Source organism: Pseudomonas sp. LBUM1672, from assembly GCF_059695655.1.
This window is the reverse complement of record NZ_CP166781.1, coordinates 5,638,391-5,655,174: the sequence shown is the minus strand read 5'-3', so window position 1 is coordinate 5,655,174 and position 16,784 is coordinate 5,638,391. Positions and strand designations below refer to the sequence as shown.

The following is a 16,784-nucleotide window of genomic DNA, read 5'->3' as shown; positions in this document are numbered from 1 at the left end:
GTTCAGTCAACATTTCAGTCGACTGACAGCCCGCATTCGCGAGCAAGCCCGCTCCCACAGGGGTTGATGGTGGGCCTGAGATCTAACTTTTTGATCGTTATGCCCCATAATTCAGCCTAAGCGTCTGCAGGAACCTGCTGTTACAATGCCGCCTCTGCGAATCTCCAGTACTTATTGATCAGGAGCACACCGGTGCCTGTCGTTTTTGTCGCCGCTTCCAAGCTGCCAACGCCTTTTGCGCAATTCACCATGCACGGCTTTCTCGATGAAGAAAACGGGCGCGAGCACGTGGTGTTGAGCCTGGGTGAGTTCGCCGACGGTGCCCCGGTACTCGGCCGGTTGCACTCCGAATGCCTGACGGGTGATGCCTTGTTCAGCCAGCGTTGCGACTGCGGCTCGCAACTTGAAGCCGCCTTGCAGGCTATCGCTCGTGAAGGCCGTGGCGTGTTGCTTTACCTGCGCCAGGAAGGCCGTGGCATTGGCCTGCTGAACAAGATCCGCGCCTATGAGTTGCAGGATGGCGGTGCCGACACCGTTGAAGCCAACGAACGCCTGGGCTTTGCCGCCGACCAGCGTGACTACGCCATGTGCCTGCCGATGCTGGAACACCTGGGCGTGAAATCCCTGCGCCTGATGACCAACAACCCGCGCAAGGTCAAAGCCTTGACCGACATGGGCATTGTGGTCGCCGAGCGCGTGCCGCTGCACACCGGGCATAACCCGCACAACAAACTCTACCTGGCCACCAAGGCCAGCAAGCTCGACCACATGATGGGCAACGAGCATCAGGGCGAGGCAGACCGGGCGTGACGCGCGGTCAAGTAAGGCGGCGATTGTCCTTCAACTGGTGGCAATACATGGCCTTGGCCCTGTTGCCGCTGTTCGTGATCAATGGCGTGTTTGGCCAGGGCGAGGCGATCTTGCCGGTGCTGGCGATGCCTTTGTTCATTGCCGGTGTCGCCTCGATGTTTGTCAGTCTGAAGTTTTTCGGCGGCTACAAACATGCACTGATCGCCACCCAGAAAGCCCTCGACACCCCTGAAGAGCCCGCCGCCTGGATCACCCTGGCTGCCAAGCGTCGCACGGCGTTGCTGGTCGCGAGTCTGCCGGCGTGGATCGGTGCGCTGGCGGTGTTCGTCGGCCTCGAAGCAGTTCCGTTGGTGCTGCTGGCGCTGTCGACCACGGTGCTGTTCTACCTCTACCGTATCCCGCGTCAACTCGCCTGATGTTTCGCGTCTGGCTGGCGGTGATGCTGCTGGCCAGTAGCGGCATGGCCTCTGCTGTCGAGCGCGTTGTCAGCCTCGCGCCGTCTCTGTCTGAAATCGTTGTCGAACTGGGTTCCGCGGACCTTCTGGTCGGCGTGCTGGATGCCGGTGAACGTCCTGCCGAACTCAAAGGGCTTCCATCGGTTGGCCGTTATGGCCAGTTGGACATGGAACGGCTGCTCAGCCTCAAACCTGATTTGCTGCTGCTCTGGCCCGGCAGCGTTGGCCCGGGCCAGCGTGAGCAGCTCAAGCGACTGAACATTCCCACGTATGTCGCCGAACCTCACACCCTCGAACAACTGACCGCGCAGATCGAAGCGATTGCCACGCAACTCGGTCGGCCCGAGCGTGGCGTTTCATTGGCCGCGCAATTACGCCAGCGCCTGGATGGGCTGCGCCAGCGCTATCGCCGGGATGAACCGTTGCGGGTGTTTTATCAGGTATGGGATCGACCGCTGTACACCGTGGGTGGCGGGCAGATCATCAGTGATGCGCTGGAAGTGTGCGGGGTGCGGAATGTGTTTGCCGACCTGACATTGCCGGCACCGCAGGTCAGCGTGGAGGCGGTGTTGCAGCGTAATCCCGAGGTGATTCTGGCCAGTGACCAGGCGCAGCTGGAGGCGTGGAAAGCCTGGCCGCAAGTCGCTGCAGTGACTCGGGAGCAATTGCTGCTGGTGACCGATAAGGGCCTGGAGCGACCGAGTGGGCAGATGATCGAGGCGACGGCCAAACTGTGCCAAGTCATCGCGCCCAACCGCTGACCTGTGGCGAGGGAGCTTGCTCCCGCTGGGCTGCGAAGCGGCCCCAAATTTGTCTGAGGGTTACTTCAAATGAAGCCGCATCAGCCTGTTTTGCGACTGCTGCGCAGTCGAGCGGGAGCAAGCTCCCTCGCCACAGTGGCCGGTGTCAGCTTTAGAGCTCCGGCGTCCAGGTCACCCCGAACATCCACGCCCGACCTTCCTCGCGATACCCGTATTGACTGCCATCATGGCTGTACAACGCCCGGCTATAACCCTTGTCCAGCAGGTTATCGACCTTCAGCTCAAGCTTGATCTCACGATTCAATTCCCAGCTGCTGCGCAACCCCAGCAACGCATACCCGCCCAGCGGCTGCAGATTGTTCTCATCGTCATAGCTGCTGCTCACCGCCTGCCAACTGGCACCGAGACCGAGGCGGTCGAACTGTCGATCCAGATCCAGGCTCAAGGTCCGCCGCGCACGACGAGCCAGGGTGTGGCCGCTGTCGCGATCCCGTGGGTCGATGATCGCCACGCCGAGGTTGCTCTGCCAGCCGAACAGCTCCTGTTTCAGTGCCGCTTCGAACCCGTTGATACGCGCTGAAGCCACGTTCTGCGGCCGTGAGTGACTGCCGAAGATAATCGCGTCTTCAAGGTCCGTGCGATACAGCGAAGCTTCGAGGCGGCTGGTCTCGGTCAACTGACTGCGCCATTGCAGCTCGTAGCTTTTCGAGGTTTCAGGCTTCAGGTCCGGATTGCTGAAATCCGGGTAGTACAAGTCATTGAAGGTCGGTGCGCGAAAGCCCTCGCTGTAGGTCAACAGCACGTCGTTGTCCGGGTTCAGCGGCAAGGTGAAGGTGCCGCTCCAGCTATTCTGGCCACCGAACTGCTGGTTCTGGTCACGGCGCAAACCCAGCTCCGTGGAAAAATTGTCTGCCTGATAGCGATGCTGAATAAACGCCGCGCGGTTCCAGCGGCTGTCCTCGTCGAACGCTGTGCTGCTGTTGATCCGGTCTTCGTACCAGTCGCCGCCGAGAATCAAGCTGTTGCGCTCATTGAGCGTCAGGTCGTTCTGCCAATTCACCGAATCACGGTAGGTGTTGAACACGCTGCGCTCATCGCTGAGCGTGTCCAGTGTCTTCTCGCGGTTTTCACTGTGAGCGAATTCGACACGGGTTTTCCAGAGATCGTTAACCCGGGCATCGACATAACTGCTGATGCTGCTTACGGCAAAGTCGCTGTAAGGCTGCTGCTGGAGCGATTCGAAGGTCGTCGTGTCGAAGCGGCCAAATGGATTGTCGAACTCGCTTTTGCCGCGATTATCGAGAGCGTTGGCACCGATTTCGATGTCATCGGTGAGGGCATGGCTCAGGCTCAAACTCACCGATTTATTGCGATACTCATCGTGATCGCCATCACTGGGATACGACTCGTGGGTGCGATTAATTCCGGCTGTTTCATCGAGGCTGGCGCCAAGGTTGAAACGGGTTTTTTCATTGCCACCGGACAACCCCAGGCTTCGCTCCCACGTCTGGTTGCTGCCAAATCCAGCGTGCAGACGCGGTTGCAGGCCTTGTTCGACGCCACGCCGGGTGAAAATCTGGATAACGCCGCCAATTGCATCACTGCCATAAATCACCGAGCGGGAGCCGCGCAACACTTCCACGCGCTCGACCTGTTCGATGTTGATGTGTTGCAGGTTGCTGTCGCCGGAAGTCGAGTTGCCGATGCGTTGACCATCCACCAGCACCAGGCTCTGCGCCGACTTGGTCCCGCGAATGTAAATCCCCGGCAGACTGCCGCGCCCGCCGGTTTGCCCGACCTGCACACCCGGCACACGACTTAGCAAGTCCGTGACACTGCTCGGTTGCAGGCGGTCGATGTCTTCGCGGGTGAAGACGGTGTTGGCGGCGCTGCTGTCGTTGCGCGCTTCGACCTGACGGTTGGCGCTGATCAGCACTTCGGGGAGCTTCAGGGCTTGATCGCGTTCGAAGGTGTCAGCCAAGAGTTGGCCGGCCGGCAGCAGGGTCAGCGTCAGGGCGAGGGGGGAGAGTTTCATGGACAGTCCGGTGACGCTTTAAAGCGAACACATTTTTGAAGGTTGTTCAAAACCAATGTGGGAGCGGGCTTGCCCGCGATGACGGTGTGTCAGTCAATGAATAAGTTGACTGTCATTTCGCTATCGCGGGCAAGCCCGCTCCCACAGGGTTTTGCATGTGTCTGGTGTTTAGATGTTCAGTAGTTGCAGCCGCTGACGAACCGACGCTTCAATTCCCGCTTCATCCAACCCGCATTCAGCCAGCATCTGCGCAGGCTTCGCATGCTCGACGTAACTGTCCGGCAAGCCCAGATGCAGCATCGATTTGAGGATGTTTTCACGGGCAAGGAATTCGCTGACCGCGCCACCGGCACCGCCCATGATCGCGTTCTCTTCGATGGTCACCAGCAACTCGTGGCTGCCAGCGATTTCGCGAACAAGTTCTTCATCCAGCGGCTTGACGAAACGCATGTCGACCACGGTCGCATCCAGCTTCTCGGCGACTTTCAGCGCCTCGGCCAGTTGCACACCGAACACCAGCAGGGCGACTTTGTTGCCCTGGCGACGAACCACGCCTTTGCCGATTTCGATCGGTTGCAGGTCTTTCTCGATCGTTGCATTCGGGCCGCTACCGCGCGGGTAACGCACCGCCGCCGGGCCGTTGAACAAGTGACCGGTGGTGAGCATTTTGCGCAGTTCGTTTTCGTCGCTCGGGGTCATCACCAGCATGCCGGGGATGCAGCGCAGGAACGACAGGTCGAAGCTGCCCGCATGCGTCGGGCCGTCTTCGCCCACCAGCCCTGCGCGGTCGATGGCGAACAGCACGTCGAGGTTTTGCACCGCGACGTCATGAATCAGTTGGTCGTAACCGCGTTGCAGGAACGTCGAATAGATAGCCACCACCGGTTTCGCACCTTCGCAGGCCATGCCGGCGGCGAGGGTCACAGCATGCTGTTCGGCAATCGCCACATCGAAATAGCGCAGCGGGAAACGCTCGCTGAAGGCCACCAGATCGGAGCCTTCCTTCATCGCGGGAGTGATGCCCACCAAGCGCGGGTCAGACGCGGCCATGTCGCACAGCCATTCGCCGAACACGCCGGAATACTTCGGCCCGCCAGCTTTCTTCGGCGCGGCGGCCGGAGCGTCCAGCGGTTCGAGTTTGGTGATGGCGTGGTAACCGATCGGGTCGACTTCTGCGGGGGCGAAGCCTTTGCCTTTCTTGGTGACGACGTGCAGGAACTGCGGGCCTTTCAGATCGCGCATGTTGCGCAGGGTGGCGATCAGGGTCGGCAGGTCGTGGCCATCAATCGGGCCGATGTAGTTCCAGCCCAGCTCTTCGAACAGCGTGCCGGGAACCAGCATGCCTTTGGCGTATTCTTCAGTGCGACGGGCGATTTCCCAGGCGCCGGGCAGGCGCGACAGGACCTTTTTGCTGCCTTCACGCATGCTCGCGTAAGTGCGGCTGGAGAGGATCTTCGCCAGATAATTCGACAGCCCGCCAACGTTGCGCGAGATCGACATGTCGTTGTCGTTGAGGATCACCAGCATGTTGGCGTTCACTTCCGGCGCATGGTTCAGCGCCTCGAACGCCATGCCCGCGGTCAGAGCACCGTCGCCGATCACAGCAATGGCCTTGCGATCACTGTTCTGCAGACGGGCGGCAATGGCCATGCCCAGCGCTGCGCTGATCGAGGTGCTGGAGTGACCGACGCCAAAGGTGTCGTACTCGCTCTCGGAGCGACGCGGGAAAGCCGCAACGCCGTCCTTCTGGCGCAGGGTACCCATGCGCTCGCGACGGCCGGTGAGGATTTTGTGCGGATAGGCCTGATGACCCACGTCCCACACCAGCCGGTCGTCCGGGGTGTCGAAGACGTAATGCAACGCGATGGTCAGCTCGATGACGCCCAGGCCGGCACCGAAATGCCCGCCGGTCTGTCCGACCGTATAGAGCAATTCCAGGCGCAACTCATCGGCCAGGGTTTCCAGCTCGGCTTCGCCTAACCGGCGCAGGCCGTCCGGCGTGTTGGCACGGTCGAGCAGGGGCGTGGTCGGGCGCTTGCGGGGAATCTCATGAAACGTCGTGGGCATCAGGCGAATCGTTATAGGTATAAAAGATGCGGCAGTTTACCTGATGCATCGCCCCCTGCCCACGCGTTGCTCTTTTTTGGCGGATACGCTGTCAGCTGCGCCGTTCGACGATGTAGCGGGCCAGATCGCGCAACGGCTCGGCGGCCGCGTCAAACGGTCGCAGCGCATGCAGGGCTTGATCGCGCAATTCCAGGGCGTAAGCCTTGGCCGCGTCGAGGCCGAGCAGGGCCGGGTAGGTCGGCTTGTCGCGAGCGATGTCGGCGCCCTGACGTTTGCCGAGGGTTTCGGTATCGCTCTCGACGTCGAGAATGTCGTCCTGCACCTGGAAAGCGAGGCCGATGGCCTGTGCATAAGTCTGCAAGGACTTCAGTTCGTCCTTCTCGGCGCGGCCACTGGCCAGGGCGCCGAGTTTGACGCTGACCTCGATCAGCGCGCCGGTCTTGTGCCGGTGCATGGTTTCGAGGGCTTTTTGATCGAGTTTCAGACCGACCGAGCCGAGGTCGATGGCTTGGCCGCCGACCATGCCGGCCGGGCCGGCTGCCAATGCCAGGGCACTGACCATTTGCAGGCGAAGGTGATCGGAGGTGAGAGCAGCGTCAGAGTTGCTCAGGCGCGGATCAAGCAGGGCGCTGAACGCCAGGCTCTGCAAGCCGTCACCGGCCAGAATTGCGCAGGCTTCATCGAATTTCTTGTGCGTCGTCGGCTGGCCACGACGCAGATCGTCGTCGTCCATGGCCGGCAAATCGTCGTGCACCAAGGAATAAGCGTGAATCAGCTCAACGGCGCAGGCCGCACCGTTGGCTTGCTCGGCCTTGCCACCGAGCGCTTCGCACGCGGCGTAGGCCAGTAGCGGGCGAACCCGTTTGCCGCCATTCATCACGCTGTAGCGCATGGCTTCGTACAAGCGCGCGAGCTCAGGGCTCGGCGCGTTGAACAAGGTTTCCAGTGCGGCGTTGACGCGGGCCTGACTGGTCGCCGAATACGCTGCAATCATTCTGGCTGATCCGCGTCGAAGGGTTCCTCGGCCAACTCGCCATCACGCTCGAGCAGCACTTGAACCTTTTGCTCGGCCTGGGCCAGCGCCGCCTGGCAATCGCGTGTCAGACCGATGCCCTGCTCGAAAGCCGTCAGCGAGTCTTCCAGCGACAATTCGCCGTTCTCCAGACGCTCTACCAGCGTTTGCAGGTCAGCGAGGGATTGTTCGAAATCCAGTGCAGCTTTTTTGCGGGCCATGGCGGCTATTTCCGGTTGACGTTAAACCGGCGCGACACTAGCAGACATGGGGGTTATGGGCAAATGAGGGCGGGTTTTTGAGCCTTGATCCCAAGTTGAAAACACCCCTTGTGGCGAGGGAGCTTGCTCCCGCTGGGTCGCGCAGCGGCCCCAAGACCATTCACCCAGGTTTTTTCAAGAAGACCGCATTCAGCAATTTACGACTGCTGCGCAGCCGAGCGGGAGCAAGCTCCCTCGCCACAGGACAGGGTTGATCCTGATTAATCGGTGGAGGCATCGGGGTAGCTGATCTGGTATCGAGTATTGCGCCCGCCGCCTGGTAGACGCTTCAGGTAGCCTTTCTCCAACAGTTCGCTCAGATGACGAGTGGCAGTAGCTTTGGATACTTTCGCCACTGCCTGATACTGCGCCGCACTGATGCCATGCTCGAAACCGCGCTCCCCGCCATCAAGCAGGCGATTCAGCACTTTGGTCTGTTCCGCCGTTAAGGGGGACTGCCGATGCGTCTGCCAGAAACGCGCCTTGCCCAACACGGATTCGATCCGCGCCATAGCCTGGTGCAAGCTGCGCAGCAAGGTTTTCAGAAACCATTCCAACCAATCAGTAATATCCGTCGTCGCCTTCTGGCTGGCTTCCAGCACCCGATAATAGCCAGCGCGATCCTCAAGAATGCTCGCTGACATCGCATAGAAACGGATGGCCTGTGCCTCGCCCTGAGCCAGCGCCAGATCGGTGAGGGTGCGTGTCAGGCGGCCATTGCCATCGTCGAAGGGGTGCAAGGTGACGAACCAGAAGTGCGCGATGCCGGCCCGCAGCAATGGATCGAGCCCTTCCTGACTTCGGCTGGCTTCAAACCAGGCAAGGAACGTATCGAGTTGTTGCTCAAGGCCACGACGGGGAGGCGCTTCAAAGTGAATGGTCGGTCGGTCGAGCCGGCCTGAAACTACCTGCATCGGCTCATCGCCGCGTAACGCGCCGACATGCATCGCTCGAGCAGCAAGGTCAGTGTCCTGATCCGGAAACAGCCACTCATGCCATTCCAGCAATCGCTCCAGCGTCAGCGGTTTCGCAAAGTGCTGGGTGGCATCGAGCATCAACTCCGCCAGACCTTCGCTGCGCTGACTGACGTGATCGCCATCGACCTGTTCCAGACCCAGGCGCCGCGCCAGCGAAGAGCGGACCGAGCCAACATTGAGCTGTTCACCTTCGATAGCGGAAGACGTCACGATGTTTTGCAACAACGCATCCAGTTCGCTCTGCGCACTTAGCGAGCCACCCACGGAACTGGCCATGCCCATCAACCGGCCTTGCGCCTGCACGCACTCACGCAGCAGCGGTGTCAGGCGCTCGGCTTGCCAGTTGAAATTCGGCCATTCGGGCTGTTGCCAGATCCAGTGAGGTGCCATGAATTCAGGTGCTCCAAGGTCAATGAGCCGAATAATAGTCGTATTCGGCTCATTTCGTGAGCCGAATAACCTCTTTATTCGGCTCACGTCCAAAAAACACCGTGATTCCTACCGCAAATATAGATGTATCCGATTGTTAAAAAACCGCCAAATGGCTAACCTTCGCGCCTTCTACGACCCAATAGTCACGGGTCTTTCTGACGAAACGCAGTTTTTGGATCTGTAACGCGCCAAGGATCGGGTGCAAGGTTTCGTTATGCATGGCAGGAGGCGTCACATGCGTTCATTACTTCTAGTGCTGATGGGGTGGGTCTGCGCGACCGCTGCCTGGGCCGAGTCGACGGCTGAGCTGTCGGAACCGGTCGGCGGCTGGCGCTACAACGGCCTGCTCGATCGCAGCGAATACCCTCAAGTTGCCTATCCCACGCCGCCCATCGACCGGGGCGTGCAGCGTAATCGCACGATGATCCAGGGTCAGCTCAAGGCCATCGGCACTCAACGCGGGCCGCACACGCTGGCGGTCAACGGCAATCCCCTGAATCTGTACACCGACGACCAAGGGCGTTTCGCCCGGCCGTATGCGTTCGGTGCCGGCTCCAACAGCGTCGAAGTGCGCAGTGTCGAAGGCAAATCCCTCAAGCGCGTTCAATTTTATGAAGCGAACAACCTGCGCACGCCGGCGCGGATTCGCGTGGTGCTGGGATGGGACGATCCGAAAGCCGAACTCGATCTGCACATCGTGACCCCCGACGGCCAGCATGCGTTCTGGGCTCGCCCGGCGATGAGCAACGGCGGCGGCCTGGACCCGGACGGTGTCGATGGCCCTGGCCCGGAAATGTTCACCATGACCGCACCGATGCATGGCACCTATCTGGTTTACGTGAACTATTGGGGCAACTTCGGCAGCGGCGGCTATAACTTCGATGAGACCAGCAACCAGAACGAGGTGATCACCTCGCAGATCAACCTGGTGCTCAACGAAAACACCGTCGACGAAAAACGCGAGACCTTCATCGTGCCCCTGCGGGCCATCGGTGACCTGCTGCTGGTCAAGACTTTCAACTATTAAGCATCCCGCTCCACGGATGACATCGGGTTTTGTGAACATGAGTGATAACACTGTTTCTCCGGCCGCCGAAACGCCTGCTGCCAAAACTCCTCGCCGCTGGCCGGCGCTGCTGGTCGGGCTGGTCCTGGTGGCCGGCGTGGCGGGCGGTTTGGGCTGGTTCATGCACAAACCCAAGGCGCCAGCGGCAGAGTTGGCCAGTGACAAACTGGGCATGAGCCGCCCGGACGGCCTGCTCGAAACCCACTCCTTGAGCCAGTTGCCCAAGGACTTGCTGGCCGTGCCGTTCCTCAAGGAAACCCTGACCGAAGATTTCGTCTTCTATTACGAAGCGCATGCCGATCGCCTCGGTTTGATCGGCAGTCTGCGGCGGATCATTTACGAACATGACCTGAAATTGCAGGACAGCCTGATCGAGCAACTCTTCGATCAGCCGGCGGATGTGGCGTTGTGGCGCGGGGCGGATGGTCGTCTGAAAGACTTTTTGTTGGTGATGGATCGCGGTGGTCTGGCCAAGGTGCTGGAGCCGCTGGCCAAAGTGGCACTGGATGATACGCAGCTGACCCAGCTCGGTGAAATCAAGGTCGCCGGCGATGCGGTGCCGCTGTATCAACTGACCTACAACAACAGCAAAGCGTTGGTGTTCGCCTCCTATGGCGACAAGTTGGTGGTGCTGTCCAACCCTTCGAAGCTGTATGACACCGGCCACGGCCCGACTGACGAGCGCGGCATGGTGTCGACCCAAGCGCTGGAAGCACTGCTCGGCGGTCAGAAACTGTTCCCCGAAGCCTTCGGCCTGCCACCGCGCACGCCTGAAGTGAAACAACGCTTGTCGGTCAACGCCAGCGTTCTGGCCATGGGTTACCAGCGTTTCATCCCGAACTTCGCCGGCCTGCGCTTCGACATGGACGACAAGGGCTGGCACAGCTTCCTCGCCATGGACGAACTGGACAACCAACCGGACTTCGATTTCAAACCGATCTGGCAAGCCATGCCGATGGGCGCCAGTGCTTGCGTGGCCTTGCCGCTCGCCGCCGAACAACAGAAACCGCTGCTAGTGAAACTGGGCGCCGACGAAACCGTGGCCCAGTCCCTGACCGAACACATGGCCGGTGCGGCCGGACTCTGCTGGTACGCCGATTCGCGGCTGTACACGCCGTTGCTGGTGGCCAGCCTGAACGATGATGACAGCGCCAAACTCGACGGCGACCTGGGCACTCTGTTCGGCTCGATGGTCGGCGCCTACGAAGGCAACGTTGAAGAACACGCGTTCCCGGTGGTCGAGAAGCAGGAAGGCCAAAGCCATCAATGGCAGCGCCAGGTCAGCTCCAACTTCGGTCCTTATAAAGCCAAGGATGCCGAGAACCCGGACGCGATCACCGGCAAGGCGTTCATGAAGGTCAGTCTCGCGCGTCACGGTTCGACGTTGCTGTTCTCCCTCGACGACAAGCTCGTGGACAAGGCACTCGGCACCCTCGACAAACGCTTCCCGCCGATGGCCGACGTGGTGCCGAAAGACCTGCTGATGCCGGTCTACTTCGGCCCGGATGCCATGGCGCAACTGATGCAACAGGAAACCCTCGACAGCCTGCCGCAGGACATGGAGCCGGTGTTCTACAACGCCGCGCAAACCTACCTGATCCCGAAACTGCGCAAGCTCGGCGGTTACGGAAAATACGCCCTGACCTTGCCTGAAGGCAGTGAGCCTGACGGCCATTGGCAGTGGCTGCCGCTGGAATGGAAATCCCTGTGACCGCACTTATCCGAGGCCTCGGCCTGCTGGCGATGTTGCTGGGCAGTCGCGCATTTGCCACCGAAGCGGCAGCGCTGGATCCGCAGCAATCCCAGGTGTTCCGCGCCTGGTTCGTGCGCATCGCCCAGGAACAACTGACCCAAGGCCCGAGTCCGCGCTGGTATCAGCAGGACTGTGCGGGTCTGGTGCGTTTCGCCGCCAACGAAGCGCTGAAAGTCCATGACGACAAATGGCTGCGCAGCAATGGCCTGTCCAACCGTTACCTGCCGCCAGAGCTGCCACTGAGCGAAGCCCAACGCGGCCTCGCCCAGCAGTGGCAGCAGGGCGGCGGCAAGGTCGGGCCGTACGTCAACGCAATCAAACTGATCCAGTTCAACAGTCATCTGGTGGGCCGCGACGTATCGCAGGCCCGGCCTGGCGACCTGATGTTTTTCGATCAGGGCGACGACCAGCACCTGATGATCTGGATGGGCCGCTACATCGCTTATCACACCGGCACCACCACCCCCACAGACAACGGCATGCGTTCCGCGAGCCTGCAGCAACTCATGACATGGAAGGACACCCGATGGATACCCGACGCAGCCAACCCCAACTTCATCGGCGTCTATCGACTGAACTTTCTCTCCCAATGATCGGTGCCCGCATGTTGCGTTTTCTGCCTTTGCTGTTGCTCCTGGTGCTGCCGTTTTCAGCGGTCAACGCCGAAGACACCGTCGAGCCGAGCGGCTACACGCCGGTGGCCGGTGAAAGCTTTTTCCTGTTGGCCGACAGCAGTTTCGCCAGCGACGAGCAGGCGATGGTGCGCCTCGAAGCACCGGGTCGCGACTATCGCCGGTTCCGCATGGAGCCTTACGGCGGCGCCGACATTCGGGTGTATCGCATCGACAAACCGCTGGATTTCCTCAAGCGCCAGAAGAACCTGCACCGCGTGGTCAGCGACGGCCAGTTCAAGGGCGAAGGGCTGTCGAACACCCTCGCGTACCTGTGGGACAACTGGTACCGCAAATCCCGTCGGGTGATGCAGCGGGCGTTTTCCTACGAGTCGCGCAAACAAGTCACCGAGGAAGTGCCGGAGCTGAAGATGGGCAACGCGATTGCCGCGCCTACGCCTTACGACGCACAACCACAATTCGCATTGATCCCGGGTTTGCCGGTGGTCAGTCAGTTCCGTTATCCGCTGTGGCAAGCCAAGCCGATCCAGCCGCCTACCGGTGTGAACCTCGCTGGATCTTCCAGCGAATTCGTCAGCGTCGCACCGGGCAACGTGTACATCCCGCTGGGCAACCTGAAACCGGGTCTGTATCTGGTGGAAGCGCTGATCGGCAAGTACCGCGCGACCACCATGGTCTTTGTCTCCAACACTGTCGCCGTGAGCAAGATTGCCGGTGATGAATTGCTGGTCTGGGCCGCGCGCAAACACGAAGGCAGTTCGGTACCAAAAGTGAATGTGCTGTGGACCGATGGCTTGGGCGTGATGAGCAGCGGTGCCACCGATACCGATGGTTTGCTACGCCTCAAACACGTCAGCCCCGAGCGTTCGTTCGTGATCGGCGAGGACGAAGAGGGCGGGGTGTTTGTCTCCGAGAACTTCTACTACGACAGCGAAATCTACGACACCAAACTCTATGCCTTCACCGATCGGCCGCTGTATCGGCCGGGGGATTGGGTGTCGCTGAAAATCGTCGGCCGCGAGTTCAAGAATGCCCGGGACTCGGTGCAGCCGACCGCTGCCGACGTCAACGTCACCGTGCTCGATGCTACTGGCACGGCGCTGCAATCGCTCTCGCTGAAACTCGATTCCAAGTCCGGCACCCAGGGCCGCTTCCAGCTACCGGATAACGCGGTGGCGGGTGGTTATGAACTGCGTTTCAGCTACAAGGATCAGGCTTACAGCAGCGCATTTCGCGTCGCCGAATACATCAAGCCGCACTTCGAAATCTCGCTGAACCTGGCCAAGCAGGATTACCGCACCGGCGAACCGGTCAAGGGCAGCCTCGTGCTGCTGTACCCGGACGGCAAGCCGGTGGCGAACGCCAAATTGAGCCTGAGCCTGCGCGCCCAGCAATTGTCGATGGTGGATAACGAGCTGCAATACCTGGGGCAATTCCCGGTGGAATTGACCAGCACCGAACTCACCACCGACGCCAAGGGCAACGCGACCCTCGACCTGCCGGCCGCCGAGAAACCGAGTCGCTACATGCTCACCGTTTTCGCCAGCGATGGCGCGGCGTATCGGGTCAAGACCACCAAAGAAATCCTCATCGACCGTGGCGCCGCGAGTTTCCGCTTGAGCGCTCCGCAGCGCTTCAGTGCAGTGGGCGACAAAGTTGCGTTCAGCTACGCCAATGAAGGTGGCAGCGAGGAAAGCAAAGCGGTCACGCCGGGCAGCTACAGCTGGGTGCGTCTGGAAGACCAGAGCACCGGCGACGGCAAACTCACCGCAACCGATAAAGGCTTCACATTGGCCTTCGACCGTCCGGGCACCTACAACCTGACGTTGAAAGATGGCCATGGTCGAGTCGTCGGCGCCACTGGCCATTCGGTCACGGGCGATGGCGTGAAAGCGGTGCCCGGCACCGTGGAAATCGTCCTCGACAAACCCGAGTACAAGGCAGGCGATGAAGCCTTGGCGCTGATCACTTTCCCTGAGCCAGTGAGCGATGCCTTGCTGTCGCTGGAACGCGACAAGGTCGAGTCCACCGCGCTGCTGTCCAAGGGCGGCGACTGGCTGAAGATGGAAAAACTCAGCGACACCCAATACCGCGCGCGCATTCCGGTGAAGGACAATTTCGCGCCGAACCTGACGTTCTCGGTGCTGTACACCAAGGGCGGTCAGTACAGCTTCCAGAACGCCGGCATCAAGGTGATCGCGCCGCAAATCGACGTCGCCATTGCCACCGATAAAGAGTCGTACCAGCCGGGCGATACCGTGTCGGTCGACCTGACTACCCAGTTCGCCGGCAAGCCGATTCCGGCGCACCTGACCGTCAGCGTGGTCGATGAAATGGTCTACGCGTTGCAACCGGAAGTCGCGCCGACCATCGACCAGTTCTTCTACCACCCGCGCCGCAACAACGTGCGCACCAGTGCCAGTCTGTCGTTTATCAGCTACGACGTTGCGCTGCCGGGCAGCCCCGGGGCACCGGGCAAAGCCAACCGCAGCGAACGCGGCGTGAAAGTGCTGGAACGGCCGCGTCGCGAAGACGTCGACACCGCCGCGTGGGAACCTGAGTTGATCACCGACGCCAACGGCAAAATCCGCTTCACCTTCAAAATGCCGGACTCGCTGACCCGCTGGCGCATCACTGCGCGGGCCATCGCCGATGACGGTCAGGTCGGGCAGAAGAAGCAATTCGTGCGCTCGGAGAAACCGCTGTACCTGAAGTGGAGCGGCCCGACCAAGTTCCGCAATGGCGACAAACCGGATCTCGGTGTGTTCGCTTTCAGCCAGGCCGAAAAACCGGTCAAGGCTGAACTGGTCATCCATTACGGCGGCACCGAGCAGCGCGTGCCGGTAACGCTCAACAACGGCATCAACTACATCGCGCTGCCGGCGTTCGCGCTGGCCTCCGGCGAGTGGGCCGCCGAACTGGTGCAGGACGGTAAAACCGCCGATGCCCTGGCCGTGCGCCTGACTGCGACCGGCGAAGGTTGGCAGGTGACGCAAAGCCAGAGCCTGGACGTGGTCAGCGGTGACACGCCGCTGACGCTGCCGGCGGACGCGACGGATATTCGCCTGCGTCTGGATGACAGTCCGCAAGCGCTGTTCCGCTCGGCGCTCGATGATTTGCTGAGCTATCCGTATGGCGGCGTCGAACAAACGGCTAGCCGTTTGCTGCCGTTGAGCATTGCGTATCCGACCTTGTCGTCGAACCCGCAGATCCGCGATCGCTTGCGCCTGATCATGCAGAACAGCCGCCTGCGCCTGGTGCAAATGGCCGGGCCTTCCGCGAGCTTCACCTGGTGGGGCATGGACGGTGAGCCGGATGCGTTCCTCACTGCCTACGCCTATTACGCCGACTGGCACGCCAGCAAAGCGCTGGAACTGAGCCTGCCGCCGGAGCATTGGCAGCGGGTGCTGGAGGTGTATTCGAAGCAGGCGAAAAACACGCCGTTGTTGCAGCGGGCGCTGATTCTGTCGTTCGCCAAGCAGATGCAATTGCCGGTCAATACGTTGCTCAGCGGTTTGATGGATGACTTGGCCAACGCAGGCGAGGGCAATGCGGCGAACCTGATGGAGGATGGCGAGGACAGCCTTGTCATGAGCGATCCGGATTCCGCATTGGGTCTGGCGGCTGCTCGTGCGCTGACGGCATCGCTGGCGCGTCAGTCGAAGGTGGCTTTGCCCGACGCATTCAATCGTCAGCTGCCGGATGCACAGCAACGTCTGGCGGTCAGTTCTCAGCCCTTTGCCGAAGCCTTGAACCTGTCGCTGCAAACCTTCGATCAGGCTCGTGCGCAAGCGTTGTTGCAACGGTTGCTGCCACAGCAATCAACCCTGGAGCGCGCGTTGGCGCTGACCTGGTTGCAGCGCAGCATCGAGCAAGCGTCGCCGACGATTGCACTGGCTCCGGGTGAAGGCTGGAAAAAACAACACAGTGCTACCGGTGAGATGTATTGGACATGGCAGGGTGCTCCGTCTGTGCCGGCGGTGTTGTCGCTGACCGGAACGCAGGAACGTCCGTTGCGCGCCGCGCTGAGCTTCCAGACCAAACAACCGCCGGTTGAGCCGATGGCGGTGACCATGACCCGGCGCCTGTCTCGATTGGTGCCGGGTGACGAAGCGTTCCAATTCAAGCTTGAAGCGGTGGGCAACAAACCGTTGTCCAGTGACGGCCTGTATCTGGACGAAGTGATCATCACCAGCAAAGCCGCCAAGCCGTTGCGCTACGGCATGATTGAAGTGCCGCTGCCGCCGGGCGCCGATGTCGAGCGCACGACTTGGGGCATCAAGCTCATGGGCAAGGCCGGCACGGAACCGACTGCACTGGAGAAAGCGCGTTTCGAACCGGGCCAGATGGCGTATGCCATTCCGGTCGATGCCTTGAGCGGCGAACTGCGCCTGCGTCATCTGGTGCGCTTCTCGCAGAAAGGCCAGTTCGACCTGCCGCCGGTGCGCTTCACTCAGGTCTACGCGCCACAACATCAGGCCCAGGAACAGAAACCGGCTCTCGGTCAGGTCACGGTCAACTGAC

12 protein-coding genes are annotated in these 16,784 nt (G+C 60.9%); 7 read left to right on the top strand and 5 right to left on the bottom strand.

Translation table 11 applies throughout. The annotated features are described in order from the left end of the window. Window positions 1-192: 192 nt before the first annotated feature. Genes ribA through ACA053_RS25840 form a run of 3 tightly spaced genes read left to right on the top strand, consistent with a single transcriptional unit; the run spans window position 193 to window position 2,026 of the window. Complete coding sequence (gene ribA, locus ACA053_RS25850; RefSeq protein WP_027924335.1) at window positions 193-810, top strand: GTP cyclohydrolase II; 618 nt, start codon at window positions 193-195, stop codon at window positions 808-810. After that, the gene (locus ACA053_RS25845) at window positions 807-1,226 is read left to right on the top strand and encodes an MFS transporter (protein ID WP_109635191.1); all 420 of its coding nucleotides are present in this window, start codon (window positions 807-809) and stop codon (window positions 1,224-1,226) included. The genes ribA and ACA053_RS25845 overlap by 4 nt, the downstream gene beginning before the upstream one ends. Continuing rightward, the gene (locus ACA053_RS25840) at window positions 1,226-2,026 is read left to right on the top strand and encodes a cobalamin-binding protein (RefSeq protein ID WP_497394001.1); all 801 of its coding nucleotides are present in this window, start codon (window positions 1,226-1,228) and stop codon (window positions 2,024-2,026) included. Before ACA053_RS25845 ends, ACA053_RS25840 begins: the two co-directional genes overlap by 1 nt. A 151-nt stretch (window positions 2,027-2,177) precedes the next feature. Here ACA053_RS25840 and ACA053_RS25835 read toward each other — a convergent pair whose 3' ends face one another. The 5 genes from ACA053_RS25835 to ACA053_RS25815 all read right to left on the bottom strand — a co-directional run bounded on the left by ACA053_RS25835 (window position 2,178) and on the right by ACA053_RS25815 (window position 8,767). Then, complete coding sequence (locus ACA053_RS25835; protein ID WP_497394000.1) at window positions 2,178-4,061, bottom strand: TonB-dependent receptor domain-containing protein; 1,884 nt, start codon at window positions 4,059-4,061, stop codon at window positions 2,178-2,180. A 168-nt stretch (window positions 4,062-4,229) separates the two neighbouring features. Then, a complete protein-coding gene (gene dxs / locus ACA053_RS25830) occupies window positions 4,230-6,128 on the bottom strand; it encodes a 1-deoxy-D-xylulose-5-phosphate synthase (RefSeq protein WP_497393999.1) in 1,899 nt (632 codons plus the stop codon). Window positions 6,129-6,219: 91 nt separating this feature from the next. Beyond that, window positions 6,220-7,122 carry a (2E,6E)-farnesyl diphosphate synthase gene (gene ispA, locus ACA053_RS25825; RefSeq protein WP_109635185.1) on the bottom strand — a complete coding sequence of 301 codons (903 nt, stop codon included), beginning with the start codon at window positions 7,120-7,122 and terminating at the stop codon, window positions 6,220-6,222. Beyond that, complete coding sequence (locus ACA053_RS25820; protein ID WP_007894317.1) at window positions 7,119-7,361, bottom strand: exodeoxyribonuclease VII small subunit; 243 nt, start codon at window positions 7,359-7,361, stop codon at window positions 7,119-7,121. The genes ispA and ACA053_RS25820 overlap by 4 nt, the downstream gene beginning before the upstream one ends. Window positions 7,362-7,621: 260 nt before the next feature. Next, window positions 7,622-8,767: a Fic family protein gene (locus ACA053_RS25815; protein ID WP_497313971.1), complete on the bottom strand. Its 1,146-nt coding sequence runs from the start codon at window positions 8,765-8,767 to the stop codon at window positions 7,622-7,624. A gap of 277 nt (window positions 8,768-9,044) precedes the next feature. On the opposite strand from ACA053_RS25815, the gene ACA053_RS25810 reads away from it, so the two are divergent. From ACA053_RS25810 to ACA053_RS25795, 4 genes are read left to right on the top strand one after another with little or no spacing between them, the layout of a single operon-like run. Beyond that, window positions 9,045-9,836 (top strand): YfaP family protein, encoded by a 792-nt coding sequence (locus ACA053_RS25810; RefSeq protein ID WP_497313969.1) that lies wholly within the window; start codon window positions 9,045-9,047, stop codon window positions 9,834-9,836. A 37-nt stretch (window positions 9,837-9,873) separates the two neighbouring features. Further along, window positions 9,874-11,586 (top strand): DUF2138 domain-containing protein, encoded by a 1,713-nt coding sequence (locus ACA053_RS25805; protein WP_497313967.1) that lies wholly within the window; start codon window positions 9,874-9,876, stop codon window positions 11,584-11,586. Further along, complete coding sequence (locus ACA053_RS25800) at window positions 11,571-12,221, top strand: DUF1175 domain-containing protein (protein ID WP_497393998.1); 651 nt, start codon at window positions 11,571-11,573, stop codon at window positions 12,219-12,221. The genes ACA053_RS25805 and ACA053_RS25800 overlap by 16 nt, the downstream gene beginning before the upstream one ends. Then, window positions 12,218-16,783 (top strand): alpha-2-macroglobulin family protein, encoded by a 4,566-nt coding sequence (locus ACA053_RS25795; RefSeq protein WP_497393997.1) that lies wholly within the window; start codon window positions 12,218-12,220, stop codon window positions 16,781-16,783. Before ACA053_RS25800 ends, ACA053_RS25795 begins: the two co-directional genes overlap by 4 nt. Window position 16,784: the final 1 nt, after the last annotated feature.

Coding starts and splice junctions, on each gene's coding strand:
- ACA053_RS25840 (WP_497394001.1), top strand. CDS start 1,226: ATGTTTCGCGTCTGGCTGGCGGTGATGCTGCTGGCCAGTAGCGGCATG.
- ACA053_RS25835 (WP_497394000.1), bottom strand. CDS start 4,061: ATGAAACTCTCCCCCCTCGCCCTGACGCTGACCCTGCTGCCGGCCGGC.
- dxs (WP_497393999.1), bottom strand. CDS start 6,128: ATGCCCACGACGTTTCATGAGATTCCCCGCAAGCGCCCGACCACGCCC.
- ispA (WP_109635185.1), bottom strand. CDS start 7,122: ATGATTGCAGCGTATTCGGCGACCAGTCAGGCCCGCGTCAACGCCGCA.
- ACA053_RS25820 (WP_007894317.1), bottom strand. CDS start 7,361: ATGGCCCGCAAAAAAGCTGCACTGGATTTCGAACAATCCCTCGCTGAC.
- ACA053_RS25815 (WP_497313971.1), bottom strand. CDS start 8,767: ATGGCACCTCACTGGATCTGGCAACAGCCCGAATGGCCGAATTTCAAC.
- ACA053_RS25810 (WP_497313969.1), top strand. CDS start 9,045: ATGCGTTCATTACTTCTAGTGCTGATGGGGTGGGTCTGCGCGACCGCT.
- ACA053_RS25805 (WP_497313967.1), top strand. CDS start 9,874: ATGAGTGATAACACTGTTTCTCCGGCCGCCGAAACGCCTGCTGCCAAA.
- ACA053_RS25800 (WP_497393998.1), top strand. CDS start 11,571: ATGGAAATCCCTGTGACCGCACTTATCCGAGGCCTCGGCCTGCTGGCG.
- ACA053_RS25795 (WP_497393997.1), top strand. CDS start 12,218: ATGATCGGTGCCCGCATGTTGCGTTTTCTGCCTTTGCTGTTGCTCCTG.